Below are 23695 nucleotides of genomic sequence, written 5' to 3'. Positions count from 1 at the left end.
GCTCCCACAGGTTTATTCGGTACTGATCAGAGCCAGTAACTGACGGCATACCAGCCCAGCAGGCCCATCACCACGGTGTAAGGCACTGCCATCCATACCATCCGCCCGTAAGACAAGCGCACCAGCGGCGCAATCGCCGACGTCAGCAGGAACAGAAACGCGGCCTGACCATTCGGCGTCGCCACACTCGGCAGGTTGGTGCCGGTGTTGATCGCAATCGCCAGCGTCTCGAAATGCTCGCGGCTCATGTGGCCGGCGAGGAATGCCTGCTTCACTTCGGTGATGTAGATGGTTGCGACAAACACGTTGTCGCTGATGGCCGACAACAGACCGTTGGCGATAAACAGCATCCCCGGTTGTTGCTCCACCGGCAGCGCCAGTACCCACGTAATCAGCGGCACAAACAGCTGTTGATCGTGAATCACTGCCACCACGGCAAAAAACACCACCAGCAATGCAGTGAACGGCATGGCGTCCTTGAACGCGCTGCCCAGACGATGCTCGTCGGTGATCCCGGTAAATGCGGTGATCAGCACAATCACCATCAAGCCGATCAGGCCGACCTCTGCCACGTGAAAGGCCAGGCAGCCAATCAGGATCAGCGCGGCGGCGCCTTGCACCAGCAGCGCAGCGCGTTGACGCGCGGTACGTTCGGCGTTGTCTTCGGCGGCGTAGTTGGCCAGTACGGCGCGTACGTTGTCCGGCAGCAGGGTGCCGTAGCCGAACCAGCGCAGTTTCTCCAGCAACACGCAGGTCACCAGGCCCGCTGCCAATACCGGCAGGGACACCGGCGCGACTTTCAGGAAGAACTCCGCAAAATGCCAGCCCATTTCATGGCCGATCAGCAGGTTCTGCGGTTCGCCCACCAGCGTACAGACGCCGCCAAGCGCTGTACCGACCGCGCCGTGCATCAACAGACTGCGCAAAAACGAGCGAAATTGTTCCAGGTCGTCATAGTGCAGGGCCGGCAGATGCTGGTCGTTGCCGAATTCGCTGTCCTTGCGCGGATCGTTGCCCGAGGCCACCCGATGGTAGACCGAGTAAAAGCCTACCGCTGCGCTGATGATCACTGCGGTTACCGTCAGGGCATCGAGGAACGCCGAGAGAAACGCCGACAAAAAGCAGAACATCAGCGACAGTATCGCTTTGGAGCGCACGCCCAACAGGAGTCGCGAAAACAGATATAGCAGCAGGTCTTTCATGAAGTAGATGCCGGCGACCATAAACATCAACAGCAGGATTACCGGGAAGTTGTGCACCAGCTCATCGTAGAGTGCCTGCGGCGTGCTCATCTTCAGCAGCAGGGCTTCGATCAACAGCAAACCACCGGGCATCAGCGGATAGCACTTGAGGGCCATGGCCAGGGTGAAAATGAACTCGATCACCAACAGCCAGCCCGCCGCGACGGGGCCGACGGTGAACAGCACCAGCGCATTGAGGATCAGGAAGCCGACGATGGTCGCCTTGTACCAACGTGGCGAGTGCCCGAGAAAGTTGTGCGCGAGCGCCTGGGCGATTGAACCGGACATCGGTTGCTCCTTGTATTCAGAAGCGCGCAAGTTGCCGGATGTTTCAGCCGAGTTCAAGTTCTAACTGCCTGAAACACGCCTCTGTAGAACTGCTGAAGGCTGCGATCCTTCGATCCTGTTTCTAAAATCAAAAAATAGCAGCCTTCGGCAGCGCCTACAGGAGGCGTAATTGTGTCAGGGGAAGTTCAGTGATTGAGGTACCGTGCAACCATCGCCCGGTAGTTGCCATCCAGCGAATAGCCACCCACCAGTATCGCGCCGTCTGGTCGCACGGCCAGTGAGTTGGCCGTGTCGAGGCTGCGGCCAAGGCGTGTGCGTAGCCAGCCGCGGCCATGACCGAAGCTTGGGTCGAGGCTGCCATCGGTGCGATAACGAGCGACGATGAAGTCTGCCTCGACACCGCCAAGGGTTGCTCCCACCGCAATCATCCGACCGTCTGCCATGCTTTGTGCGGCGCTCCACTGGCAGCCGCTGGGTCCGATTTCGAGCAGTTGCGGCTGGCCATTGTTGATGTGCGAATCCGGGCGACCATTGGGGTGCAGGGTGAGCGCCAGGCAGCGGATCGGGTCGCGACTGCTGCCGAAACAGTGCAGTGATTCGGTGGACTCAAGAATCTGACTGACCAGTGCACTTTTGCCTTGGGCGGTGAACGCCATGAAACCATCTACCGCGAAGCTTTCATCAAGACAACCCTCGGGCAGGTATCGCGCCAACAGACCTTGCTGCGGAAAGTCGATCGATCCGCCGACCACGATCCGTCCGTCGGCCTGCAACAATAGACTGTTGAGCCAGGTATTGAGCAGCAAATGGCGGATCATCACGAAACCGCGACCGTTGAAAGTCTCATCCAGGCAACCATCGGGTTTGAGACGAATCAGCATGCCGGCGTGATCGGCGAGTTCGAAGTGATGGTTGGCGATCAGCAGGATATGCCCGTCTTCCTGAACCGCGAAGTCGCAGGCTTCGGCACCGGGTACACCGGGCGGGAGCCAGGTATCGCGGGTGCCCATGGACAAATCGCCCGGCAGACGCACGACTTGCCGGCCATTGTCGCCGAACGTCTGATCCGGATTGCCTTGCGCGTCGAACAAGGCCAGGGCGGGCAAGGTGCGATGACTATTTTCATAGTGCAAACCGGCCAGCAGGATGCGTCCATCGGCGAGCGCCTGGACTTTGCCGGCCATTGCTTCGAAACCATGGGTAAACGTTTCAATCACGCTGCCCTGATTGCCAAAGGACAAATCCGCAGAACCATCTGCAAGTAACCGCGCCAGGCCGAAACGGCTGCCTTCGGCAACGCCGACTTTCGCCGCCACCAGAATTCGCCCCTGCGCATCGAGCGCGACATCCTCGGTCAGGCTGGACAAACTGCCGGCGAAATACACCTGAGCAACGCCGCCGTGGGCAAAGGTTTGGTCAAGTTGTCCCGCGTCATTCAATAACGCTGGGAGCGCAAAGGCGTTCAGTGTGGACATGCACGCATCTCCTTGCGAGTTGACCAACACCGAAAACCGGCTGGTAACTGCATGAGCGGAACATTCAAAACCTGAACTGAGGGAAGTACAACTGTAAGAACTAACAGGTGGAGGGTCGCACTGTGCCAGAACAGTGTCTTTTTGAACCAATTGCAAGCGTGCCAAGCAATTTACGCTGGAGCGTAATCCCCGAAGTTGTACAAAAGTACCGAGGACTCACTAGAAACAGCAACTAACAAGAGGAGGGCGGATGACCAGGAAGTCATCCGCATCACCCGGTTATCAGTGTGGCATCGACCAGGATTGCAGCGCGTAACCTTCTTCGCTCAGTTCAGCACGAGCCTGCTGCAGCAGTTGCTCAAGTTGTGCTGGATCGGAGTAGGCACTGCTGGGAATCTGTTTGCGACCGATGTGGGAGTTGGTGCGGTCGATAACGGTCAGGCTCAGTTCGCCATTGCCGTCTTGCGGCGCCCAGGCCACGCACTGGAAAGGCTTGAAGGCGTGGTTGGCAATCAAAAGTGCTTCGTTGATACGGAGCGGGGCGGTCATGGGGTCTTCTCTCTATAAGTGCCCAATCAGTGATTTGCCGTCGGTTGGGCTGACCGTTCGGCTGGTTACTTGTACTGATGCACGCAACCGGGGAGCAGGTCACACTCTTGGCAAAGAAATTTCGACTTTCTTTCATACACCCGGTTTTAAGTCAGTTTTGAAAGCTTGGCGAAAGCTTGTTAACGGCGAGTCAAAAACAGACATAAGTCGATAGCTAACTAACAACTAACGTTCTTATAACGAGTTTGGTTGTACACCTATAAGCAAACGATACAAGGCGCTGTCAAAATCTTGCTAGTGTTACAGCCAGGTCTGCCAAATGACTGTTTTTTCAACCTTTTCCTAAAATTTGGCGCCAAGGAACAGTCATGAGCGAAGCGCCTGCGTTACGACGTTTATTGGTGGTCGATCCGTGCGACGACTGCCATCGCCTGTTACCGGGTTTACGCGCGGTAGGGTGGGATGTCGACAGTTGTACCCTGGAAAACGCTGCCGACCGCAGCTGTGATGTCGGGCTCTTGCGTTTGCAGCCCTTTCATCTGGAACGACCCGAAGCCGTTAAAGAACTGATCAGCCGCAGCGGCACCGAATGGATCGCCGTGCTCAATCAGGAAGTTCTGCGAATGCAGAACGTTGGCGACTTCGTTTGCGAATGGTTTTTCGATTTTCATACCTTGCCGTTCGACGTGTCACGGGTGCAGGTCACCCTCGGCCGGGCCTTCGGCATGGCGCGGCTGCGCGGGCAGGGCACGATCCACGTCGATCAGCCTGAACATGAACTGCTTGGCGACAGCAAACCGATCCGCGAACTGCGCAAGTTGCTCAGTAAACTGGCGCCCACCGAATCGCCAGTGTTGATCCGTGGCGAAAGCGGCACTGGCAAGGAACTGGTTGCGCGCACACTGCATCGCCAATCCCAACGCCACAGCAAGCCTTTTGTGGCGATCAATTGCGGGGCGATTCCCGAGCATTTGATTCAGTCCGAGCTGTTTGGCCACGAAAAAGGTGCGTTTACCGGCGCCCATCAACGCAAGGTCGGGCGCATTGAAGCGGCCAACGGCGGTACGTTGTTTCTGGATGAAATTGGCGATCTGCCGCTGGAATTACAAGCCAATCTGCTGCGGTTTCTGCAGGAGAAACATATTGAGCGAGTGGGTGGCAGTCAGCCTATTGCGGTGGATGTACGCGTGCTGGCGGCGACCCACGTCGATCTTGAGGCGGCAATCGAGAAGAAGCGCTTTCGGGAAGACCTGTATTACCGGCTCAACGTGCTGCAAGTCGTCACCGCGCCGTTGCGCGAACGGCATGGTGATCTGTCGATGCTGGCCAACCACTTCTCGCATTTCTATAGCCACGAAACTGGCCGCCGTCCGCGCAGCTTCAGCGAAGATGCGTTGATTGCCATGGGCAAGCATGACTGGCCCGGCAATGTGCGTGAATTGGCCAACCGCGTGCGTCGGGGCCTGGTTTTGGCCGAAGGCCGGCAGATCGAAGCGCGGGATTTGGGGCTGATCAGCCAGCATTCGATCGCCACGCCCATGGGCACCCTGGAAGACTACAAGACCCGCGCCGAACGCCAGGCCCTGTGCGACGTTTTGAACCGGCACAGCGATAATCTCAGCGTTGCAGCCAAAGTGCTCGGCGTTTCCCGGCCGACGTTCTACCGTTTGCTGCACAAACACCAGATCCGCTAGGGCGGGGGGCATGAAAAAGGCCCGCTGCGATCATCTCGCAGCGGGCCTTTTTCATGTAGGCAAGTTTAGAAGTAGTACGGGAATTTCAGGCTGAAGGAAAAGTCCGGCGCATCCTCGGTAATGCCGATCGACAAGTTGGGCACGATGGTCAGGTTGTCGGTGGCCGCAATGGTCATGCCGACGTTGAAGTAACCGGCGTTGGCGTCGCTGGACACCACCGATTCCCAATCCCCGCCATCCTGCTTCAATTTGCTCTTGCGCTGCACCAGGTCGGATACCGAGAACGACATACTCATCTTCTCGTTCAGTGCGAAGGCAATACCGGCGCCGATCTGGAAGCTGTCGCCGATCTTCACCTTGCCCGGGTTTTTCTGGTTGACGGTGGAGCTGATATCGTCGAACGACTCCTCGAGGTTGTGCGTATAGGACAGGCTGCCGAACAGCACGGCCGGGTCAAACGTCTTGACCAGCGAGATGCCCGGTGTGATCGACCAGACGCCGTTACCGGTCGGCAGGGTGTCAGGTACGAACAGGTTGGAGTTGGCGTCGGTCTGGCGCAGTTTGATCCCGAACGGATCCTTGCCGGTTGGCGCCTTGACCCGCAAGGTGACTACCGCATCCGGCGTGTTGACCGACTCGTCGAGGAACTTGTACGCAATACCGAAGTTGACGTCGCCGATGGTTGGATCCTTGGTGACGGTTTCCTCGGTGGTGACGCCCGCCGCACCCTCGTTGCCGCCGCCCGACTGATACGTCGACTCGCGGTACACCACGGGCACGTTCAAATCGAACTGCCAGCGATTGTCGAAGTTGTAGCGGCCTGTCAGGTCGAGCGTCCAGGTATCGGCCTTGATCCGGTCGAGGTTGATGTTGCCGAGAAAAATCGAGTCCAGTGCCAGAAAGCCGTTGAGAATCAGCTGGCGAGTGTCATAGCGCGAATAAGTGATGCCGGTTTCAACGCTGAATTTGCCACCGCCAAAAAAGCCGCTGGCCTCGTCATAGAGGTTGGATACGCTTTGCGCCGGTTGTGAATCGTCAGCCAGCGATTGCCCGTAAGAGGCGCCACTGCCCCCGGCGGCTCCTCCTGATGCTGCGGCGGCACCGGTGCCGGTGGCGACGCGATTGCCTTTCATGTCCGACGGCGATTTCGCCAGCCGTTTTGGTGGTGGGGCAGAGGGTTGATCTTCTACCTGGCGGACCCGTTGCTCGAGTACCGCCAGGGCTTTTTGTTGTACTTCGTATCGTTGCTTCAGCTCCAGAAGTTCCTGTTTCAGGGCCTCTACATCCGCGTTAGGAGCCGCTTGCAGCATCGCGGCAGGGATAAGAGTGCTCAAACACACTGCTGCGCGCAGTGATACTGATCGATACATGAATAAGCCGTCCCTTTAAGCCCAATGATCGAGAATCAGCGTAGTTCAATATCCAATACTGCGTAGGGCACCGAGTTGGGTCAGGTTGCAGTCCAGTGCACCGGCGCTTCTGCCGTTATTGTTGAGTACGACGTTGAGTTGAGTCAGGTTGTTGACCACGTTGGCGCTGCCCAGCAATCGAGTGTTCTGCAGCAAACCGCCCTGGGCGACCTGTTGCAGTGCAGTCCCCTGATTGCCGCTGGCTTGAATTGCCATTTGAACGCCGCCGCCAGTGGCCGAAACCGCGACACTGCCCGCAGCGTTGCTGCCATTGATGGTTTGTCCGGCGACCAGCGCCTGGCCTTGGGAAGGTGCCAATGCAGGTGCCTGACTGGCTTCTTTGACGTTGATTGCAACATTGTTGTTGGCGGTATTGCTGTCGCCGGCAGCACGTACGCTTTGCGTCACGCCCTGGCTGCTGTTGAGTCCCGCGCCACCGATAACGGTGCCCGTACCCAGCACAGGGACGCTGCCGTTGCCGGTCTCTTTGATGGTCGAGACGTAGAATTCCGGTTTGACCGTCGCGGCCTGAATCTGCATCGAGGTCGCGGCCCCGATCAAGTCACCGCTGGCGTTGCGCCAGGTACTGCTCATGACAATGCCGAAGCTGATAATTCGCCCCGGCATGACATAACGACCACGCAGCTCGGCGAGCTCATGGTCCTTGATTTCGATAGGTGTGAATCCTGCATTGGCATAGCCTGAAGCACTCGCCGCCAGGCAGGCGGCGGCCAGCCAGTATGAGGTTTTCATTTGCTGCTCCCGGGACATCCAGTCCCATTTCTATAATCGGCGATTAAAAGAAGTCGCTCTGTATGAACCCGAAATCCATCAATTCAGCATCTTTGACAGGGTTGAAGCCATCCAGCTGGTTCTTGGCCGTCAACGGTACCGGTGGACTGCGCAAGGCGTTGGCCTTGTCGTACCCGGGGCCGACGATGGCGAAGACAATGCCGTTCCAACCTTTGACAAAGTCATCGTGTTTGTAGCGCTTATGTCCCAGGACAGGGTCTCCGATATAAACCCACTCCTTGTCTGCACGCTGCAACACAACGAAATGCTTGTAGCCGCGAATATCTATCAGTACCACCACCGGAATCGTCACCGCTTCGAGCTTCTCGGGCGGTATCCGGTAGCCTCTGGCACGCATGCCGATGCTTTCCACGTAACGCTTCATGTCGAGCATGGAGAAACCTTGAGTACGAACAAGGTCCTGGTCTGCATTGACCAGCATGCCTTTGATGATGTGATCCTCATCGACGTCGAGCCAATAAGCCTGGCGTAACACCGTTGCCAGTGCGGCAGCGCCGCAACTGAAATCGGTTTTCTGTTCGACGATGTCGGCAAACTTGCGCTCACGAATGCTTTGCACGTCCTTGTAGACCAGTACGCCGCCCGGCAGGGCAGCCACAGGCATCTGCGCAGCCTGAGTCAGGCCACACAGGCAAAGCAAAGCGAAAAGAGCCGTTTTACGCATGATCGATACGCCTTTGCGGACTGAGGAAAAGCCCCGTTTCCGGGGCTTTCGTTTCGATCGCGATTACATGCAGGCTCTGCAGCCTGCGGCGATGGACAGCGAGTTGCTTTGTTGGTTGCCCACACCCGCCGAGACGTTGGCTCCGCCGTTGCCGGAGAAGTTGTTCATCGAGTTGGTCATGTTGGCATTGTTGACCACTGGCGCTTTCCAGCCGTCTTTGGTCATGACTTGCTGAGTGGTTACGCCAGCGAGGCCAAAGGTACCCACGGCTTCGAACTTGGCTTTCTGGTCATCGTTGCCGCCGTGGCCGCCGCCACGATTGCCCCAACCGCCGTGATCATTATCGTCTTCGATGGTTGCAGTGCCTTTTGCCTTGAACACGCCGGCAGCGGCATAGGTGCCGGTGAGGGTGTCGGTTTTGTAGGCCTGCACGCCTTTGTTTTCTACAACCAGGCCAGTGGAAGACTGGTTGGCAGAAGCAGCAGCCTGAGCTACGCGGCCACCGGATACGGCGATCGCCAGGTTGTTTTTCTGCTGGTTGAAGTTGCCGGCAGTGACGTTGATACCGATGTTGCCGGAACCATTGTTGCCTGCGTTGTTGAGATTGGCGTTGTTGAAGGTGGACGAGTTTTTCACATAGTTGTTGTTGTTGACTTGAGTAGCACTCGAGGCAGCAACAGCGTTGCCGAAGATGAAGCTTTCGTCAGCGGTGGCCAGTGCAGCAGCGTTGTCCTGCTGGTTGCCGTCGCCGCCTGCAACGTTGGCGCCCATGTTGCCGTTGGAACCGTTGAGCGAATCACTGGCATTAGCGTTGTTCAGAGTGCCCTGGTTTTTCACCACGTTGCCGTCGCTGTCTTGCACGTCAAGCACAGCGGCGCCGGCGCCTGCGGTGATTTGCAGCAGTTGTTCCAGGGTTGGGCCTTTAGGCTGGTTATTACCATGCCCGTTGCCGTGCCCATTACCATGATCGTCATCACGACCGCCTGCCTGTGCTGCGATTGCCATCACTGCTGCAAGTGCGAAAACCAGTGGTTTGAGAGCCATTGTAGGTTTCATGGTGTTTCTCCATCGTGCTTATTAGTTGGTTAAGTGTTGGTACTTTCTAATTGCACTGCTTTTTATTTGGGTCAGTCTGCGACCCGGATGCTCAGGGTGTTAGCCATACGGTTCCCCACCCCGGCACTCTGGTTCACCTGGATTACCCCGCGGCTGCCGGTGAAGGCCTGATCACTTGTCGTGACCTGGCGACTGCCGATTGAGGTACCAGTTGCTCCTGAGCTCGGTAACAACGCCACGTTCTGTTGCGAAAGGGCGCTATCGTCAATGCTCTGCGGGGCAGCACTGATGCTGACACGCGTCACATTGGCCATTTGGTTGTTGGCCCCGGCGCCCTGGTTGACACCCAGAATTCCGTTGCCATTACTGAAAGAGTTGCCGCCGATGTTGGCGGTGGCGTTCATCGAGCGATCGGCAGGTGTGTCGATCCTCTGAATGACGCGGGTGCTGGCCTGAGATTCGGTACCGATGGCGATCGCCTTGGTATTGGCTTGTTGCATCTGGTCACCGGCGGCCTGGTTGACGTTGAAATTGCCGCGGTATTGCATGCCTGAATCCTGAATGTTTGCGCTGTTGACTGAATTCGGGTCAGCCATGGCGCTGGTGCAACCGAGCACGGCGAGGAGAAGGAGAGTGCGATTCATCTCATTGGCCTCCGGCCATGCGGGTCAAGGGGGCCAGGCCAGTGCTCATGGCACGGTTGACGGTATTGGAGATCGAGCCGCCGGCACCGCCGCCGGTGCCAGTCCTCATGCCCGGCAAGCCGTTGGTGTTGGTCAGCGTGTTCATCCCCGGCAGGTTCGAAGCAGGCGTGTTCATGTTGCCGCGTATCGAAGAACCACTGGCGACCCCGGCGAAGTCACCGTCACTGAGTTCAGTGCTGCTCAGGCTCTGGTTGATTCGAGCGGAGGGGTTGGCATTGACTGTCGTCGGGTAGGGGTCTTTGCCGCCATTGCGACCGATAGGGATAGGCTGAACATCGCGATCTAGGACGATCACACCATTGCCTTCGGCCTGAACGTTGAAACTGATAAACGCGCTAGCCGCTGATCCGATCAGCAGAAGGCAGGTCATGCTTTTTTGGATATTCCCCACGGCTGCAATTCCTTCTTCAGTGGGCTGCCCTTGTCAGCGTTATGAAGGTGATAGCGAAAGCTGTGCCGCTTTTGAATTGTTGTTATTTTCCAATGAGTTATCAGTAAAACGCGCAGAGTCGATGCACAGTGTGTTTCAGCGTTGAAACACACGCAGTCTCGCCAGCCTGTCAATTGGCTAAACAAAGCTCTGGAACAAGGGTTTGCGGGGATGTGTATCAGTGGCGTAACAAGTGCCATGACAAAGCGATGAATAGCGTTGAAACGGCCCCTCTGCACTCGGGCGAGTGTTTCAGGAATGGACAGTCTTCCCCCAAAACAGGGTGAAACAGTGAGCCTGGCGCCCCGTCAGTCGGCCAACAGGCGCGCAACGGCCGCGAAGGCCTGGGCCTTTCGCTCGGCCCAGTCGCCCTGAATGATCTGGCACGGTTGCCGATGCTGTTGCAGCCAATCGCGCGTGGCCTGGAAGAAAGTGAGGCGCTGATCCAGATCCGGCTGGCAGCGCTGACCGTCATCGGTCCAGTCAATCCGCTCCGGCGAAAGGAGCAGGTGCAAGTCGTAATGGCGCGCCAGCAACTCGCCTTCCAGCCAGTCCGGGCACGCGCCAAACAGGGTCTGGCTCCAGAGAATATTGCTCAACAAGTGGGTGTCGAGAATCAGCAGGGCAGGTTGTTGCGCCCGCGCCTGATCTTCCCATTGCAGTTGTCCGCGGGCGATCTCGGGGATGTCGGCCAGGCAGGTGTCACGCGGATTCTGCTCGATAAACCAACGCACGTACTCGTCCACCCGCAAACCGCCAAACTGTTGCTCAAGGCCTGCCGCCAGCCAGCTCTTGCCGGTGGATTCCGGGCCGGTCAGCACCACGACCTTCATGTGCGCAGTGCCGGGTCGGCGCGCCATTCACGAAAGCCCTGAATGGCAATCACGGTGAACAGCGCGTACAGGCCCGCGGTGAGGTAAAGCCCCTTATAAAGGAACAGGCCGACAAAAATCACATCCAGCACGAACCACAGTGCCCAGCATTGCAGGCGTTTCTGCGCCATCCATAACTGAGCAACCAGGCTGAAACCGGTGAGCGCCGCGTCGAGCCACGGTTGCGCTGCGTCAGTCCAGTGCGCCATGGCCGCACCCAGCAATACACTGCCGACAGCGCCGACACCCAAGCCAAGGGCTATCGAACGAGCATCCAGGCGCGTGACCTGACGCCCGTCATGCATCGTCCCGGCGCGGGTCCATTGCCACCAGCCATAAACTTGCAGGGCGGCGTAGATCACTTGCAGCAACATGTCCGAATACAGCTTCACTTCAAAGAAGATCCAGCTATAGAGCAGCACCATGACCAGCCCGATCGGCCAGCACCACGGATTCTGTTTGACCGTCAGCCACACGGCGATGACACCGAGAGCGGCGGCAAACAGTTCAAGCCCGGACATGTGGGTTCCTTGAGGGGAGTTGAAAGAGGTGGCGGATTGTACTGTATTCGCCAGAACACTGAAGGACCCTGTAGGAGTGAGCTTGCTGGCGAGTGTGTCGGCCCACTCAACACTGATGCTGAATGTTGCGCCCCCATCGCTGGCAAGCCAGCTCCCACAGGGATTTATGTGGCACTCAGGCTTTGTGGCACACCGCTAAAGCCTGCCAGCTTATGCAGTGCTCAGCCTATGAGCACGCCGCCAAAGTCTGCCAGCTCACACAGGGATTTATGTTGTGCTCACAGAAAATGGCACTGCACAAAAACCTGTGGGAGCTGGCTTGCCAGCGATAGCGGTGGGGCAGGCGACATCTCCCAACCGACAAGCCGCTATCGCGAGCAAGCGCGCTCCCACAGGTTATGTACTAAACGCGGAACTGGCGCAGCAGGCCGTTGAGTTGTTCGCTCAACTGCCCAAGTCTTACGCTCGCCGCACTCGACTGTTCCGCCGCCATGGCCGTGCTGTGAGAAAGCCCCGCCGCCTGGGTAACGTTCTGGTTGATGTCCTCGACCACATGCGCCTGTTGCAGTGTGGCGCTGGCAATCGACGCGTTCAGGCCACTGAGGTTGCGCAACGCCTGGCCGATGGCATTCAGGCTCGCGCCCGCGAGCCCAGCCTGTTCAATGGTCAGTTGCGACGCCTTGCTGCTGTCACCGATGACCTTCACCGCCGCCTCGGAATGATTTTGCAGGCGTTCGATCATCGACTGGATTTCCGCTGTCGACTTCTGCGTACGCTGCGCCAGCAAACGCACTTCATCCGCCACCACGGCGAATCCACGACCCTGTTCACCGGCCCGTGCCGCTTCGATCGCTGCGTTGAGGGCAAGCAGGTTGGTTTGCTCGGCAATCGAGCGAATCACCTCCAGCACGCTGCCGATCTGGGTACTTTCGGTGGCCAAGGTGCGAATCACCTCGACCGCTTGGTCAATGGTGCCCGAGAGCTTGTCGATCTGTTGCAGGCTGCCGTCGATATTGATCTGGCCCTGTTGCGCCTGCGCCTCGGCATCACGCATTTCGGTGGCCGCATGCTCGGCGTTTTTCGCCACGTCCTGGACGCCGTAAGTCACCTCGTTGATCGCGGTGGCCACCAGCTCCATTTGTTGCGATTGCTGCTGGCTACGTTGCTGGGCTTGCGAGGCATCGTTGCCCAGTTCGCTGGACGATTGACCGAGCGCACTGGCCGACACCTGCAACTCACCGATCACCCGGCGCAATTTGGCGGTAAACGCATTGAAGTGGTGAGCCAGTTCGGTCACTTCGTCCTTGCCGTGGGTATCGAGGCTGCGGGTCAGGTCACTTTCGCCGCTGGCGATGTTGGCCATGGCGTTCACGGTTTCCTGCAAGGGACGCACGATGCTGCGCGCGATCAGGATCACCAGCAGAGCCATGATCACGGCAATCGCCAGGCCAATCACCGTCGCCTTGATCACCTGGCCCTGGAATTCGGCCTGCACATCGTCTACGTACACGCCGGAACCGAGCACCCAGCCCCACGGTTCGAACAGCTTGACGTAGGAGGTCTTGGCCACCGGCTCACTCGCGCCCGGTTTCGGCCAGCGGTAGTCGACCATGCCGGCGCCTTTGGACCGGGCAATCGCGACCATCTCGTTGAACACCGCAAAACCGTCCGGATCGCGGATGGCCGAAAGATTCTGGCCTTCGAGTTTGGGATTGGTCGGGTGCATGACCATCACAGGGGTGAGGTCGTTGATCCAGAAGTAATCGCTCTGGTCATAACGCAGCCCACGGATGGCAGTGAGGGCCTGTTTCTGCGCGGCCTCTTTAGTCAGCGTGCCGGCGGTTTCCAGGTCGTGGTAATAGGTCAGCAGGCCGCTGGCGGTCTGCACCACGTGTTGGGTTTTCTGGGCTTTGGCGTGATACAGGTCGTCGTGGATCTGCTTGAGCATCAACACGCCCAAGGTCAGCAACATGACCACCGCCACAATCAAGATGAGCCACAAGCGTCGGCTGATCGACACACTGCGCAAGCTGTTCATAACGCTGTCACTCCGGATTCTTTTTCTTGTAATTAACGACCGCCAGCATCCGATCACGATTTCGCGAGCGGGCCTACGCGACCCAAGTCGTATAACGCGGCAGCGCTATTAAGGCTTGTCTGTTAGGATTTCGGCCCCGCGCGTGAAAACCTGAATCGAAGTTGATATTTCACGGAATTTTGACCCGTTCGTAGGGATCCTGTGCGCGCGGAATCGGTCCAGCATTAACCAGCTACGCTGATCGCAGTGAACGTAAAAAATACTATCGGGGCATGCCCGCGTGCATCGCTCTTTGGGGGATTGATGGATCTTTGGACCGCCTTGCAGGCATTGATACTAGGAGTTGTAGAAGGGCTGACGGAGTTTTTGCCCATTTCCAGTACCGGACACCAGATCATTGTTGCCGACCTGCTCAACTTCGGCGGCGAACGGGCAATGGCGTTCAACATCATTATTCAGCTCGGCGCGATTCTCGCCGTGGTCTGGGAATTTCGCCGCAAGATTATCGACGTGGTCATTGGCTTGCCGACCCAGCCAAGTGCGCGGCGCTTCACGGCTAATCTGCTGATCGCGTTCTTGCCAGCCGTGGTGTTGGGGGTGATTTTTGCCGACCTGATCCACGAATACCTGTTCAACCCGATCACTGTTGCGGCGGCGTTGGTGGTGGGCGGTGTGATCATGCTGTGGGCGGAAAAGCGTCAGCACGAAGTGCATGCTGAAACGGTCGATGAGATTCGCTGGAGCGACGCCCTTAAAATCGGCTTCGCCCAATGTCTGGCAATGATTCCCGGCACTTCGCGTTCCGGCTCGACGATCATTGGCGGCCTGCTGTTCGGCCTGTCGCGCAAGACAGCCACCGAGTTCTCGTTCTTCCTCGCCATGCCGACCATGGTCGGTGCCGCGGTGTACTCGGGCTACAAGTATCGCGATCTGTTTGTGCCGGCGGATTTCCCGGTGTTTGCCATCGGTTTCGTCACCGCGTTTATCTTCGCGATGATCGCGGTGCGCGGTCTGCTCAAGTTCATCGGCAGCCATAGCTACGCGGCATTCGCCTGGTATCGGATTGTGTTCGGGCTGGTGATTCTGGCGACGTGGCAGTTCGGCTGGGTGGACTGGTCGGCGGCCAAGGCATGAGTGATTCGCGCGCGCGCCGCCCTGAAGGTCGGCCGTCCGGTGGCGGTATTCAGAACCTGAAACTGAAGCTGGTCGTCCTGTTGATCGTCTGCGCATTGCCGTTGGCAGGCTCGCTGTCGATGTGGCTGAGCGGCATTTCTCTGGTGCCGCTGGCGGCGTATGGGATTGTCAGCGTGTTGGCGTTTTTCATGTACTGGGCGGACAAGCGCAAGGCTCGCAACGATGCGTGGCGTACGCCGGAAAACATCCTCCATGCGCTGGAACTGGCTGGCGGCTGGCCGGGTGCGTTGATTGCCCAACAGGTGTTCCGACACAAGACGCGCAAGGTGTCTTTTCAGGTACTGTTCTGGGTGATCGTTGTGTTGCATCAGGTGTTCTGGATCGACCAGTTGTTCCTCGGCTCGAACCTGTTATCCCTCATCTGAACCCACGCAAACCCTTGTAGGAGCTGCCGAAGGCTGCGATCTTTTGATCTTGAATTAAAAGCCAAGATCAAAAGATCGCAGCCTTCGGCAGCTCCTACAGGGGTGAAGTGTTAAGCAACAATGCCGCCATAGCGAGGTGTTAAAGCAGCAATCCGATCCGGGTTTTCTTCGGCAACTTGCTCACCACCAACTGATGCGACCGTTGCAGCAACCCTTGCAATTCCTCGGTGCCCAGCGGGTAGGGCGGATGCATGATGATCCACTGTGCCCTTGCCAGATAAGGAGCCGGATGAATCCCGGGGCGGTCGCAATGGCCTAAAAACAGATCCTTGTCGACCTTGAACGCCAGCGAATCCCCACGCAGCCCTTGCAAGGCAAACATCTTGTTGCCGGCAATCGAAAATACGCGCACGCCACCCCACTTGTAGTCCTCGCGCGCGCCGGGCAATGCCAGACAAAACGCGGCGACGTCCGCTTCGCTCATTTTTCCCTTGCTCATAACAACCGCTCCCCACAGGCATTGAACGACTCGACCAGGTGATCAATCCACGCACGCACCGCCGGCATGACCCCGCGTCGATGCGGGTACACCGCTTGCAGCCAACCGCCGGGCAGCGACCATTCTGGCAGCAACTGCACCAGCGCGCCGCTTTCCAGCTCGGCCTCGCAATACATCATGGGCAGTAACGTGAAGCCCTGGCCGGCCAGGACACAAGCCTTGCGCACGACAAAATCGTCGATGCCCAGCCGTGCTTCCATGCTCAGCTCGAAACTGGTGCCCTGTTGATCGAGCAAACGCACATGCACCAGCCGATCGGCCTCAAGCGCCCCGAGCACCGGCAAGTTCTTCAGGTCTTGCGGGTGGCTGATCGACTGGCCTTGCATGAATGTCGGGCTGGCCACGACCACCATTTGCGCCTGACGCAGACGGCGCGTGACCAGTAACGGGTCTTCATCGCCCAACTCGCGCACGCGCAGGGCAACATCAAATCCTTCGGCGACCAGATCGACCCGACGATTGAGGAGCACCACTTCAAGTTGCACCTGAGGGAATTTGCCGAGGAAGTCGCTGATCACCCACGGCAGCATTTCATGCGCCAGGCCGGTGGGGCAGGACACCCGCAAACGTCCCCGCGGTTCGCTGGACATGCTGGCGACGGCTTCGTCGGCCATTTCCGCTTCAAGCAGCATCGCCTGACAGTGACGCAAATAACGCTCGCCGACCGCAGTGAGGTTGAGTTGGCGTGTGGTGCGCTGCAGTAAACGCGCACCGAGACGCTCTTCCAGTTCGGCGATGCGCCGCGACAGTCGTGACTTGGGAATCCCCAGCAAACGGCCGGCCGCCGCAAAACCGCCAGCCTCGACGACTTTGGCGAAATAGTAGAGATCGTTGAGATCTTGCATGGTTGATATCCAACTGTTCTATCAGTGGGACGAACTATCGCATTGCTGGCGGCTAATCAGCTATTGGTTTGTTGCGTAGGATTGTCTCCATTCCGTCGCCACCGGCGATTCATTCCAGGGGATTCCACATGAAACTGCTGCATATCGATTCGAGCATTCTGGGCGACAACTCGGCTTCCCGTCTGTTGAGCAGCGAAGTCGTCAAAGCCTGGCAAGCCGCTGAGCCAAGCGCTGTGGTGACTTACCGCGACCTGGCCGCTGACGCCATCAGCCATTTCTCGTCGACCACGCTGGTTGCCGCCGGCACCACCGCTGAACTGCGCAACGCTGCACAGCAACACGAAGCCGACCTCAGCGCTTCGACGCTGGCCGAGTTCATCGCTGCTGACGCTGTAGTGATCGCTGCACCGATGTACAACTTCACCGTACCGACCCAACTCAAGGCGTGGATCGACCGTGTTGCCGTTGCCGGTCAAACCTTTCGCTACACCGAAGCCGGCCCCGAAGGCCTGTGCGGCGGCAAGAAAGTAGTGATCGTTTCCACCTCTGGCGGCATTCACGCCGGTCAGGCCAGCGGTATCGCCCACGAAGAATATCTGAAGCTGGTATTGGGTTTCCTTGGCATCACCGACATCGAAATCGTCCGTGCCGAAGGCTTGGCGTACGGTGACGAAGTGCGCAACAACGCCATGACCGCCGCGCAAGCGAAGATCAGCGAGCAACTGTTCGCCGCCGCTTAAGGCTTGCGTAAGAAACAGCTGATGTTCAGGCAGCCCCCAAAAAACTCTGTATTCTGGTTCCGCAAGGGCCAAATACGGAGTTTTTTGTTTCTGGCTGTTACATAATCTGGCCCGGGTTATGCAGTCAAACGATCAGCGTCTGAGTCCAATGTTGTGACCTGTGCACCGAATCTACGGGTTTCTGGTCTCACACTGCAACGGATCTTTCGATTGAGTCACAACAGGGTGGGGCGTCCGGTGATACGTCTTTGTGCAACGTTACTGATTTGCCTGCTCGGCAGCCTGATTACGGTGCAGGCGGCGCCCGGGCGCCATCCTGTCTGGAGCGTTGGTTACCACGAGATGACGTTCCTCGATCCGCTCGACTTGCAACCGATGCGCGCCATCGCGTTCTATCCCTCCAGCGACCGCGAACACCTGAGCCTGCTCGAGGGGTATTCGGTCGAAGCCGGCGAAGACACCAAGGTCGCCATTGGCCGATTCCCGATGCTGATGCTGTCTCATGGCAACACCGGCACGCCGCTGGCCCTGCACGATCTTGCCACGTCACTGGCGCGCAAGGGGTTCGTCGTGGTGGCGGTGATTCACCCCGGCGACAATTCCAGGGATCACAGCCGACTCGGCACCCTGAGCAATCTTTATGGGCGGCCGATCCAGATTTCCGAAGCGATTACTGCGACCCTTGGCGACCCCATGCTGGCGCCGTTCGTCAATGCTGAACAGGTTGGCGTGATCGGCTATTCGGCCGGGGGCGAGACAGCGTTGATTCTCTCGGGGGCGCAACCGGATCTGGATCGCCTGCGCCGCTATTGCCAGGAACGCCCGGACGACCGCGATGCCTGCAACACCCAAGGCGAGCTCATTGTTGACCGTGATGACTTGCAACCGGTGGCCGACCCACGCGTGCATGCCTTGTTGCTGATGGCGCCGCTCAGCCTGAAATTCGGCCGACATACGCTGGCTGACGTGCATGTGCCCGTGCTGCTGTACAGCGGTGATGGCGACAAGCTGGTGGCTTTCGATAAAAACGCTGCCGCACTGGCGCGCAAACTGCCGACTGCCCCGGACTTCAAATTGCTGGCCGGGGCAGGGCACTTTGTGTTCATGGCGCCGTGCAACGAAGAGCAGATCATTGCCATGCCGGCGTTGTGCACGGATGCAGATGGGGTTGATCGCAAAGACATCCATCGCAATCTGATTTCCGAGGCCGGCCGATTCTTCGCCCATGCCCTGGGCCGGCCTACACGGGCGGGTATGCAGACTGCGGATCAGTAACCCATAAGATCAAAAGATCGCAGCCTTCGGCAGCTCCTACATTTGGATGGCGTACACCCTGTAGGAGCTGCCGAAGGCTGCGATCTTTTGATCCCGCTTTTCAACCCACTGCCCGGCGCTTGAGCATCAAGGTCAACCCCAGTCCCGTCACAGACAACAGCGCCGCACTGAAGAAAATCCACGAATACCCCAGATTCAACGCCACCGCCCCCATTAACGGCCCGGCAACCGCCAGTGCCAGATCAAAGAACACCGCGTAGGCACTCAACCCGGCACCGCGACTGGAACTCGGTACCTGCTTGATCGCCTCCACGCCCAGTGCCGGATACACCAACGACAGGCCAAACCCCGCCAGTGCGGCGCCGATCAATGCAAACGCGGTGGAGGGCGCGAGCCACAGCATCACCAGCCCCACGGTTTCAACGGCAATGCAGACGATGGCCGAGGTGAAGCCGCCGAATCGACTGATTGCCGAAATAAACATCAGCCGCGACACGATGAAGCACACCCCGAACACCGTCAGGCAATACGCCGCGCCGCTCCACCCGCGGTTGAGGTAATAGAGTGTGATAAATGTGGTGAGTGTGCCGTAGCCGATTGAGGCCAGCGTGAGGCTCGCGCCAAACGGTGCAATCCGCCCGAACACAGCCCAAAACGGCAGACGCTCACCGCGTATCACCGGTACCGAAGGTTTGTTACGAATCAACAGCAACGCCCCCGCCGCCAGTACCGACAGCGAAATACCGAGGCTGGCGAAACCGTATTCGGCCACCATCACTACCCCCAGCGGCGCACCAATCGCAATGGCGCCATAGGACGCGATACCGTTCCAGCCGATGGACCTGGCGGTGTGCTCGACCCCGACCTGGCCCATGCACCAACTGATGGTGCCGACACCGATCAGCCCCTGCGCAATGCCCAGCAACAATCGCCCGAGAATCAGAATCAACAGGCTCGGCAGCGGATAGCTTTGCAGCAGCGTTGACAACAGTGTCAGCGCGCCACTGAGCACAATCCCCAGCAAGCCATACACGATCGCCCGTTTGGTGCCGATGGTGTCAGACATGCGCCCGGCCATAGGCCGGCTGAGCAGGGTGGCCAGGTACTGCGAGCCGATCACCAGTCCGGCAATGATCGCGCTGAAACCCAGTTGTTCATGAACATAACCAGGCAGCACCGCAATCGGCAGCCCGATGCAGAGGAAGGCAATAAAGGTATAGAAAACGATAGAGACGATCTGCACGGTGATCGCCATGGAGCGTTGCGGTGGCAGTTGCTGCGCAGACATGAGGACTCGTTCGCGGGCGGCGGTGGGAGAATTCGCATCATGGCGTGGGTGTGGAATAAAAGGAAGCTGGCTAACTATTTTTCCGGAAATGCATTCCCCTGTGGGAGCGAGCCTGCTCGCGAAGGTGTCTGCACCAAAAAATGACTGACCCTGAAATGCAAAAAGCCCTGTCACATGGACAGGGCTTTTAACTTATCGCTGGCAGCTGAAAACTAGTAGCTGCTTTTAAAACACCACACCTTGGCTACGCAGGTAATCATCGTACGTACCGCTGAAGTCGGTCACGCCGTCCGGGCTCAGCTCGATGATGCGAGTGGCCAGGGACGATACGAACTCACGGTCGTGGCTGACGAAGATCAGCGTGCCCGGGTAGTTTTCCAGCGCCAGGTTCAGCGCTTCGATCGATTCCATGTCCAGGTGGTTGGTCGGTTCGTCCATGATCAGCACGTTCGGCTTTTGCAGGATCAGCTTGCCGAACAGCATGCGGCCTTGCTCACCACCGGAAATCACCTTCACCGACTTGAGGATTTCGTCGTTGGAGAACAGCATCCGACCCAAAGTGCCACGGATCACTTGCTCGCCCTGAGTCCACTGACCCATCCAGTCGAACAGGGTCATGTCGTCTTCGAAGTCGTGCGCGTGATCCTGAGCGTAGTAGCCCAGCTCGGCGGCATCGGTCCACTTGACGCTACCGGCATCCGGAGTCAGTTCGTTGACCAGGGTACGCAGCAGCGTGGTCTTGCCGATACCGTTCGGGCCGATGATCGCGACGCGCTCGCCGGCTTCAACCTGGAAGCTGAAATCCTTGAACAGCGGCTTGCCGTCAAAACCTTTGGCCATCTTCTCGACCATGACAGCCTGGCGGTGCAGCTTTTTGTTTTGATCGAAGCGGATGAACGGGCTCACGCGGCTCGAAGGCTTGACCTCGGCCAGCTGGATCTTGTCGATCGCCTTGGCGCGGGAAGTGGCCTGCTTGGCTTTCGAGGCGTTGGCCGAGAAGCGGCTGACGAACGATTGCAGCTCGGAAATCTGTGCTTTCTTCTTGGCGTTGTCCGACAGCAGTTGCTCGCGGGACTGGGTCGCCACGGTCATGTACTCGTCGTAGTTGCCCGGGAACAGGCGCAGCTCGCCGTAATCCAGGTCAGCCATGTGCGTGCACACGCTGTTCAGGAAGTGACGGTCGTGAGAGATGATGATCATCAGGCTGTTACGCTGGGTCAGAATGTTTTCCAGCCAGCGAATGGTGTTGATGTCCAGGTGGTTGGTCGGTTCGTCGAGCAACAGCACTTCCGGATCGGAGAACAGTGCCTGAGCCAGCAACACGCGCAGTTTCCAGCCTGGCGACACTTCGCTCATCGGGCCGAAGTGCTGCTCGATGCCGATACCCAGGCCCAGCAGCAGTTCACCGGCACGGGATTCGGCGGTGTAGCCGTCCATTTCGGCGAATTCGGTTTCCAGCTCGGCCACGGCCATGCCGTCTTCTTCAGACATTTCCGGCAACGAGTAGATGCGATCGCGCTCGGCCTTGACCTTCCACAGCTCTTCGTGACCCATGATCACGGTATCGATCACGGTGAATTCTTCGTAGGCGAACTGATCCTGGCGCAGCTTACCCAGGCGTACGTTCGGCTCGAGCATGACCTGGCCACCCGTCGGGTCAAGGTCACCGCCGAGGATTTTCATGAAGGTCGACTTGCCGCAACCGTTGGCGCCGATCAGGCCATAACGGTTACCCGCGGCAAATTTGACGGAAACGTTTTCGAAGAGCGGCTTGGCGCCGAACTGCATCGTGATGTTAGCTGTGGAGATCAATTACCTTACCTATCAATGGGTTAGAGCTGGTCTTTTTTGCCTGATACCGATTTGATACCAATCTGGAGCTTTTCCAGCTCCCCCCAGTCTGAGCTTGAGTTGAGCCAACGCGCATACGTCGTCAGCAACATTTGGACGCTGTGGCCAAGCTGCTGAGCGATGAATGCGGGGTTCATGTTGGACATTAAGCATATTGTCGCATAAGTATGACGGCAGTTGTACGGCGGCCGATGAGGCAGCGCTAAAGCCTTCAGCGCTGGCCTCCACTGCTTGTGCAGGTCCGACGTCTGTTTGATGTACTCGCTGTTCTTCGAAGGCGGGAACACGTAGGGCGTTGTTTTGATCTTGCCGATGCCGTTTGCACGACGCTCTGCGTATTGACGGGCGAACTCGAGCGCGTGCAGCGCTCGTTCATTCAGCAGAACAAAGCGGTCCTTGTTGGTCTTGGTTCGCTCCTCGACAAGGCCAAGCGCTACGGTGCGGCAGACATGTACCTGGCGTTTCACCAGGTCGACAAACAATGGGCGCAGGAGCTGCACAGCGACGAGGTGGCCGCCGGTTACTCGGGCGGCAATATGGTCGCCATGATGATGGAGAGCGGTGGCCAGCTCGTGCGCGGCAGGCGTGGGAGCAGGGTGCCTCTGGAAGCCTCACTGGACATCGAGCGCATCGTGAAGAAACGCCTCGATCCCGAGTTGATGACGGTGGTCCAGGTGCATTACTTCCAGCCTGATGCGCCTTTGACTGCGCGTCTGGCTGAGAGTGGCTGCACACGCAACCTCTACTACCAGCGCCTGCATGACGCTCACATCGTGGTTGAGCACTTCCTCCTGGAGGAAGCGGCTTGATCGTGGGCATTACTTTGGCTCACGCCGTCCCACTGGCCTGCCTCCGTCCCACTGCTTTTTGCGGTGGTGGGACGGGCGCAGGCCCCGTCGTTGTTGGGCTGTCCCACCGTCCCACCTTTTTCATGTCTCCCGCCCGTGTATGCGTAGCGGGCATCAATGCGCGTGTTCACGCGCACGCGTGTTTTTAAATATTCTCTCTATACACGAGAAAGGAGAGTTAAAAGTAGGACGGTGGGGCCAAGCCCCAATCTATGGGGCTTTCGGACGTCCCACCTAGTTTTAGAGAGGTGGGACGCATGGGACGCCAGAAAAGCAAAAGACAGCCGGGATAGATATTCACCGACATTCGCCAGCCGTTCACCGGGCGTAACCCACACATTCACCGGATGGCATTAAAACGGTCTTGCTGCCACCAGAATCGACCTGTAAAAAGGGGCCATCTTCGATGGGTGCGACCGCAAAGCGCGGCAGGCCATCCACCACCTGACCCGGCCATTGCGCCGGGTCTTTTTGTTTAAGGGGCAGCGCAATGACGAACGAGCAACAGGCACTGGCAGAGATGCCGATCTGGTTGGTGATTGCCCTGTCCCTGGTTGGCGGTGTGTCCGGCGAGATGTGGCGCGCTGACAAGGATGGGGCACGAGGCTGGGCATTGTTGCGCCGCCTCGCACTTCGGTCCGGCGCCTGCATCGTCTGCGGCGTGTCAGCAATGATGTTGCTGTTCGGCGCGGGCTTATCGATCTGGACGGCGGGCGCCCTGGGTTGCCTGACCGCGATGGCCGGCGCCGATGTCGCCATCGGCTTGTACGAGCGCTGGGTGGCCAAGCGGCTGGACCTGAGCGAGGCCGAGCCGAAGGCATGAGCCGAGCAGGCCGGGTAGGGCGCCGAATTTACGGGTCCTCCCTGAGGGCCGCCCCCTACACGGGTTATCGAACTCGCGGAATCTCTCTAGCTGAAACCTTTGCAGGGATGTCCGTCTTTCCAAACGGATGGGGCAGGGCATGGCACTCGGATG

General features: G+C 58.4%; 23 protein-coding genes and 1 pseudogene. 7 read left to right on the top strand and 17 right to left on the bottom strand.

Going from position 1 to position 23695, the window contains the following annotated elements; genetic code table 11:
• Window positions 1-26: 26 nt before the first annotated feature.
• From nhaB to AB4P92_RS01930, 3 genes are all read right to left on the bottom strand, one after another.
• The gene (nhaB, locus tag AB4P92_RS01940) at window positions 27-1529 is read right to left on the bottom strand and encodes a sodium/proton antiporter NhaB (RefSeq protein ID WP_395598747.1); all 1503 of its coding nucleotides are present in this window, start codon (window positions 1527-1529) and stop codon (window positions 27-29) included.
• A gap of 185 nt (window positions 1530-1714) precedes the next feature.
• Complete coding sequence (locus AB4P92_RS01935) at window positions 1715-3004, bottom strand: delta-60 repeat domain-containing protein (RefSeq protein ID WP_395598746.1); 1290 nt, start codon at window positions 3002-3004, stop codon at window positions 1715-1717.
• Between the two features lie 282 nt (window positions 3005-3286).
• Window positions 3287-3553, bottom strand: coding sequence for a hypothetical protein (locus AB4P92_RS01930; RefSeq protein ID WP_042559048.1), 267 nt, complete (start codon window positions 3551-3553; stop codon window positions 3287-3289).
• Window positions 3554-3921: 368 nt separating this feature from the next.
• Between AB4P92_RS01930 and AB4P92_RS01925 the strand changes: the two genes are divergently transcribed.
• On the top strand, window positions 3922-5247 hold the full coding sequence (locus tag AB4P92_RS01925; RefSeq protein ID WP_042559049.1) for a sigma-54 dependent transcriptional regulator: 1326 nt from the start codon (window positions 3922-3924) through the stop codon (window positions 5245-5247).
• A 65-nt stretch (window positions 5248-5312) separates the two neighbouring features.
• On the opposite strand, the gene AB4P92_RS01920 is transcribed toward AB4P92_RS01925, so the two are convergent.
• The 9 genes from AB4P92_RS01920 to AB4P92_RS01880 all read right to left on the bottom strand — a co-directional run bounded on the left by AB4P92_RS01920 (window position 5313) and on the right by AB4P92_RS01880 (window position 13754).
• Complete coding sequence (locus tag AB4P92_RS01920; RefSeq protein WP_115148041.1) at window positions 5313-6617, bottom strand: hypothetical protein; 1305 nt, start codon at window positions 6615-6617, stop codon at window positions 5313-5315.
• A gap of 45 nt (window positions 6618-6662) precedes the next feature.
• Window positions 6663-7409 carry a hypothetical protein gene (locus tag AB4P92_RS01915; protein ID WP_042559051.1) on the bottom strand — a complete coding sequence of 249 codons (747 nt, stop codon included), beginning with the start codon at window positions 7407-7409 and terminating at the stop codon, window positions 6663-6665.
• 43 nt (window positions 7410-7452) lie between these two features.
• Entirely contained in the window at window positions 7453-8133 is a 681-nt protein-coding gene (locus AB4P92_RS01910) for a C39 family peptidase (protein WP_042559052.1), read from the bottom strand.
• A 63-nt stretch (window positions 8134-8196) separates the two neighbouring features.
• Window positions 8197-9189 (bottom strand): heme utilization protein, encoded by a 993-nt coding sequence (locus AB4P92_RS01905; protein ID WP_395598745.1) that lies wholly within the window; start codon window positions 9187-9189, stop codon window positions 8197-8199.
• A gap of 71 nt (window positions 9190-9260) precedes the next feature.
• Window positions 9261-9833 (bottom strand): hypothetical protein, encoded by a 573-nt coding sequence (locus AB4P92_RS01900; RefSeq protein ID WP_042559054.1) that lies wholly within the window; start codon window positions 9831-9833, stop codon window positions 9261-9263.
• A gap of 1 nt (window position 9834) precedes the next feature.
• Window positions 9835-10284: a hypothetical protein gene (locus AB4P92_RS01895; protein WP_395598744.1), complete on the bottom strand. Its 450-nt coding sequence runs from the start codon at window positions 10282-10284 to the stop codon at window positions 9835-9837.
• A 347-nt stretch (window positions 10285-10631) separates the two neighbouring features.
• Window positions 10632-11156, bottom strand: coding sequence for an AAA family ATPase (locus AB4P92_RS01890; protein ID WP_395599647.1), 525 nt, complete (start codon window positions 11154-11156; stop codon window positions 10632-10634).
• Window positions 11153-11716 carry a nicotinamide riboside transporter PnuC gene (gene pnuC / locus AB4P92_RS01885; protein WP_150603107.1) on the bottom strand — a complete coding sequence of 188 codons (564 nt, stop codon included), beginning with the start codon at window positions 11714-11716 and terminating at the stop codon, window positions 11153-11155. The genes AB4P92_RS01890 and pnuC overlap by 4 nt, the downstream gene beginning before the upstream one ends.
• Window positions 11717-12119: 403 nt before the next feature.
• A complete protein-coding gene (locus AB4P92_RS01880) occupies window positions 12120-13754 on the bottom strand; it encodes a methyl-accepting chemotaxis protein (protein ID WP_395598743.1) in 1635 nt (544 codons plus the stop codon).
• A gap of 303 nt (window positions 13755-14057) precedes the next feature.
• Here AB4P92_RS01880 and AB4P92_RS01875 point away from each other — a divergent pair, with 303 nt between their 5' ends.
• Window positions 14058-14888 (top strand): undecaprenyl-diphosphate phosphatase, encoded by an 831-nt coding sequence (locus AB4P92_RS01875; RefSeq protein WP_042559059.1) that lies wholly within the window; start codon window positions 14058-14060, stop codon window positions 14886-14888.
• Entirely contained in the window at window positions 14885-15313 is a 429-nt protein-coding gene (locus tag AB4P92_RS01870; protein WP_047301011.1) for a DUF1294 domain-containing protein, read from the top strand. Before AB4P92_RS01875 ends, AB4P92_RS01870 begins: the two co-directional genes overlap by 4 nt.
• A 139-nt stretch (window positions 15314-15452) precedes the next feature.
• On the opposite strand, the gene AB4P92_RS01865 is transcribed toward AB4P92_RS01870, so the two are convergent.
• Both AB4P92_RS01865 and AB4P92_RS01860 read right to left on the bottom strand, forming a co-directional pair.
• Entirely contained in the window at window positions 15453-15812 is a 360-nt protein-coding gene (locus tag AB4P92_RS01865) for an MmcQ/YjbR family DNA-binding protein (RefSeq protein WP_042559061.1), read from the bottom strand.
• A complete protein-coding gene (locus tag AB4P92_RS01860; RefSeq protein WP_047301013.1) occupies window positions 15809-16717 on the bottom strand; it encodes a LysR substrate-binding domain-containing protein in 909 nt (302 codons plus the stop codon). Before AB4P92_RS01860 ends, AB4P92_RS01865 begins: the two co-directional genes overlap by 4 nt.
• A gap of 128 nt (window positions 16718-16845) precedes the next feature.
• Between AB4P92_RS01860 and AB4P92_RS01855 the strand changes: the two genes are divergently transcribed.
• Both AB4P92_RS01855 and AB4P92_RS01850 read left to right on the top strand, forming a co-directional pair.
• Window positions 16846-17457, top strand: a complete 612-nt coding sequence (locus AB4P92_RS01855) for an FMN-dependent NADH-azoreductase (protein ID WP_047301015.1) — start codon at window positions 16846-16848, stop codon at window positions 17455-17457.
• A gap of 237 nt (window positions 17458-17694) precedes the next feature.
• A complete protein-coding gene (locus tag AB4P92_RS01850; RefSeq protein ID WP_200614542.1) occupies window positions 17695-18732 on the top strand; it encodes a dienelactone hydrolase in 1038 nt (345 codons plus the stop codon).
• A gap of 100 nt (window positions 18733-18832) precedes the next feature.
• Here AB4P92_RS01850 and AB4P92_RS01845 read toward each other — a convergent pair whose 3' ends face one another.
• The 3 genes and pseudogenes from AB4P92_RS01845 to AB4P92_RS01835 form a co-directional block, all read right to left on the bottom strand.
• Complete coding sequence (locus tag AB4P92_RS01845) at window positions 18833-20020, bottom strand: MFS transporter (protein ID WP_395598742.1); 1188 nt, start codon at window positions 20018-20020, stop codon at window positions 18833-18835.
• 225 nt (window positions 20021-20245) lie between these two features.
• A complete protein-coding gene (locus tag AB4P92_RS01840) occupies window positions 20246-21832 on the bottom strand; it encodes an ABC-F family ATPase (RefSeq protein WP_080896013.1) in 1587 nt (528 codons plus the stop codon).
• 20 nt (window positions 21833-21852) lie between these two features.
• Window positions 21853-22347 (bottom strand): annotated as a pseudogene (locus tag AB4P92_RS01835) (tyrosine-type recombinase/integrase); the annotation flags it as partial.
• Here AB4P92_RS01835 and AB4P92_RS01830 point away from each other — a divergent pair.
• Both AB4P92_RS01830 and AB4P92_RS01825 read left to right on the top strand, forming a co-directional pair.
• Window positions 22321-22680: a hypothetical protein gene (locus tag AB4P92_RS01830; protein ID WP_395598741.1), complete on the top strand. Its 360-nt coding sequence runs from the start codon at window positions 22321-22323 to the stop codon at window positions 22678-22680. The pseudogene AB4P92_RS01835 and the gene AB4P92_RS01830 sit on opposite strands and share 27 nt — an antisense overlap.
• Window positions 22681-23209: 529 nt before the next feature.
• Entirely contained in the window at window positions 23210-23542 is a 333-nt protein-coding gene (locus tag AB4P92_RS01825; RefSeq protein WP_008080174.1) for a phage holin family protein, read from the top strand.
• Window positions 23543-23695: the final 153 nt, after the last annotated feature.

Source organism: Pseudomonas sp. A0308 (assembly GCF_044218815.1).
GTDB classification, from domain to species: Bacteria; Pseudomonadota; Gammaproteobacteria; order Pseudomonadales; family Pseudomonadaceae; genus Aquipseudomonas; species Aquipseudomonas iridis.
The sequence above is the reverse complement of the archived record's forward strand: the minus strand, read 5'-3'. Positions and strand labels throughout refer to the sequence as shown.

Coding starts and splice junctions, on each gene's coding strand:
- AB4P92_RS01890 (WP_395599647.1), bottom strand. CDS start 11,156: ATGAAGGTCGTGGTGCTGACCGGCCCGGAATCCACCGGCAAGAGCTGG.
- AB4P92_RS01845 (WP_395598742.1), bottom strand. CDS start 20,020: ATGTCTGCGCAGCAACTGCCACCGCAACGCTCCATGGCGATCACCGTG.
- AB4P92_RS01915 (WP_042559051.1), bottom strand. CDS start 7,409: ATGAAAACCTCATACTGGCTGGCCGCCGCCTGCCTGGCGGCGAGTGCT.
- AB4P92_RS01910 (WP_042559052.1), bottom strand. CDS start 8,133: ATGCGTAAAACGGCTCTTTTCGCTTTGCTTTGCCTGTGTGGCCTGACT.
- AB4P92_RS01925 (WP_042559049.1), top strand. CDS start 3,922: ATGAGCGAAGCGCCTGCGTTACGACGTTTATTGGTGGTCGATCCGTGC.
- AB4P92_RS01905 (WP_395598745.1), bottom strand. CDS start 9,189: ATGAAACCTACAATGGCTCTCAAACCACTGGTTTTCGCACTTGCAGCA.
- AB4P92_RS01855 (WP_047301015.1), top strand. CDS start 16,846: ATGAAACTGCTGCATATCGATTCGAGCATTCTGGGCGACAACTCGGCT.
- AB4P92_RS01930 (WP_042559048.1), bottom strand. CDS start 3,553: ATGACCGCCCCGCTCCGTATCAACGAAGCACTTTTGATTGCCAACCAC.
- AB4P92_RS01870 (WP_047301011.1), top strand. CDS start 14,885: ATGAGTGATTCGCGCGCGCGCCGCCCTGAAGGTCGGCCGTCCGGTGGC.
- AB4P92_RS01825 (WP_008080174.1), top strand. CDS start 23,210: ATGACGAACGAGCAACAGGCACTGGCAGAGATGCCGATCTGGTTGGTG.
- AB4P92_RS01860 (WP_047301013.1), bottom strand. CDS start 16,717: ATGCAAGATCTCAACGATCTCTACTATTTCGCCAAAGTCGTCGAGGCT.
- AB4P92_RS01920 (WP_115148041.1), bottom strand. CDS start 6,617: ATGTATCGATCAGTATCACTGCGCGCAGCAGTGTGTTTGAGCACTCTT.
- AB4P92_RS01900 (WP_042559054.1), bottom strand. CDS start 9,833: ATGAATCGCACTCTCCTTCTCCTCGCCGTGCTCGGTTGCACCAGCGCC.
- AB4P92_RS01880 (WP_395598743.1), bottom strand. CDS start 13,754: ATGAACAGCTTGCGCAGTGTGTCGATCAGCCGACGCTTGTGGCTCATC.
- AB4P92_RS01830 (WP_395598741.1), top strand. CDS start 22,321: ATGTACCTGGCGTTTCACCAGGTCGACAAACAATGGGCGCAGGAGCTG.
- AB4P92_RS01935 (WP_395598746.1), bottom strand. CDS start 3,004: ATGTCCACACTGAACGCCTTTGCGCTCCCAGCGTTATTGAATGACGCG.
- AB4P92_RS01865 (WP_042559061.1), bottom strand. CDS start 15,812: ATGAGCAAGGGAAAAATGAGCGAAGCGGACGTCGCCGCGTTTTGTCTG.
- nhaB (WP_395598747.1), bottom strand. CDS start 1,529: ATGTCCGGTTCAATCGCCCAGGCGCTCGCGCACAACTTTCTCGGGCAC.
- pnuC (WP_150603107.1), bottom strand. CDS start 11,716: ATGTCCGGGCTTGAACTGTTTGCCGCCGCTCTCGGTGTCATCGCCGTG.
- AB4P92_RS01875 (WP_042559059.1), top strand. CDS start 14,058: ATGGATCTTTGGACCGCCTTGCAGGCATTGATACTAGGAGTTGTAGAA.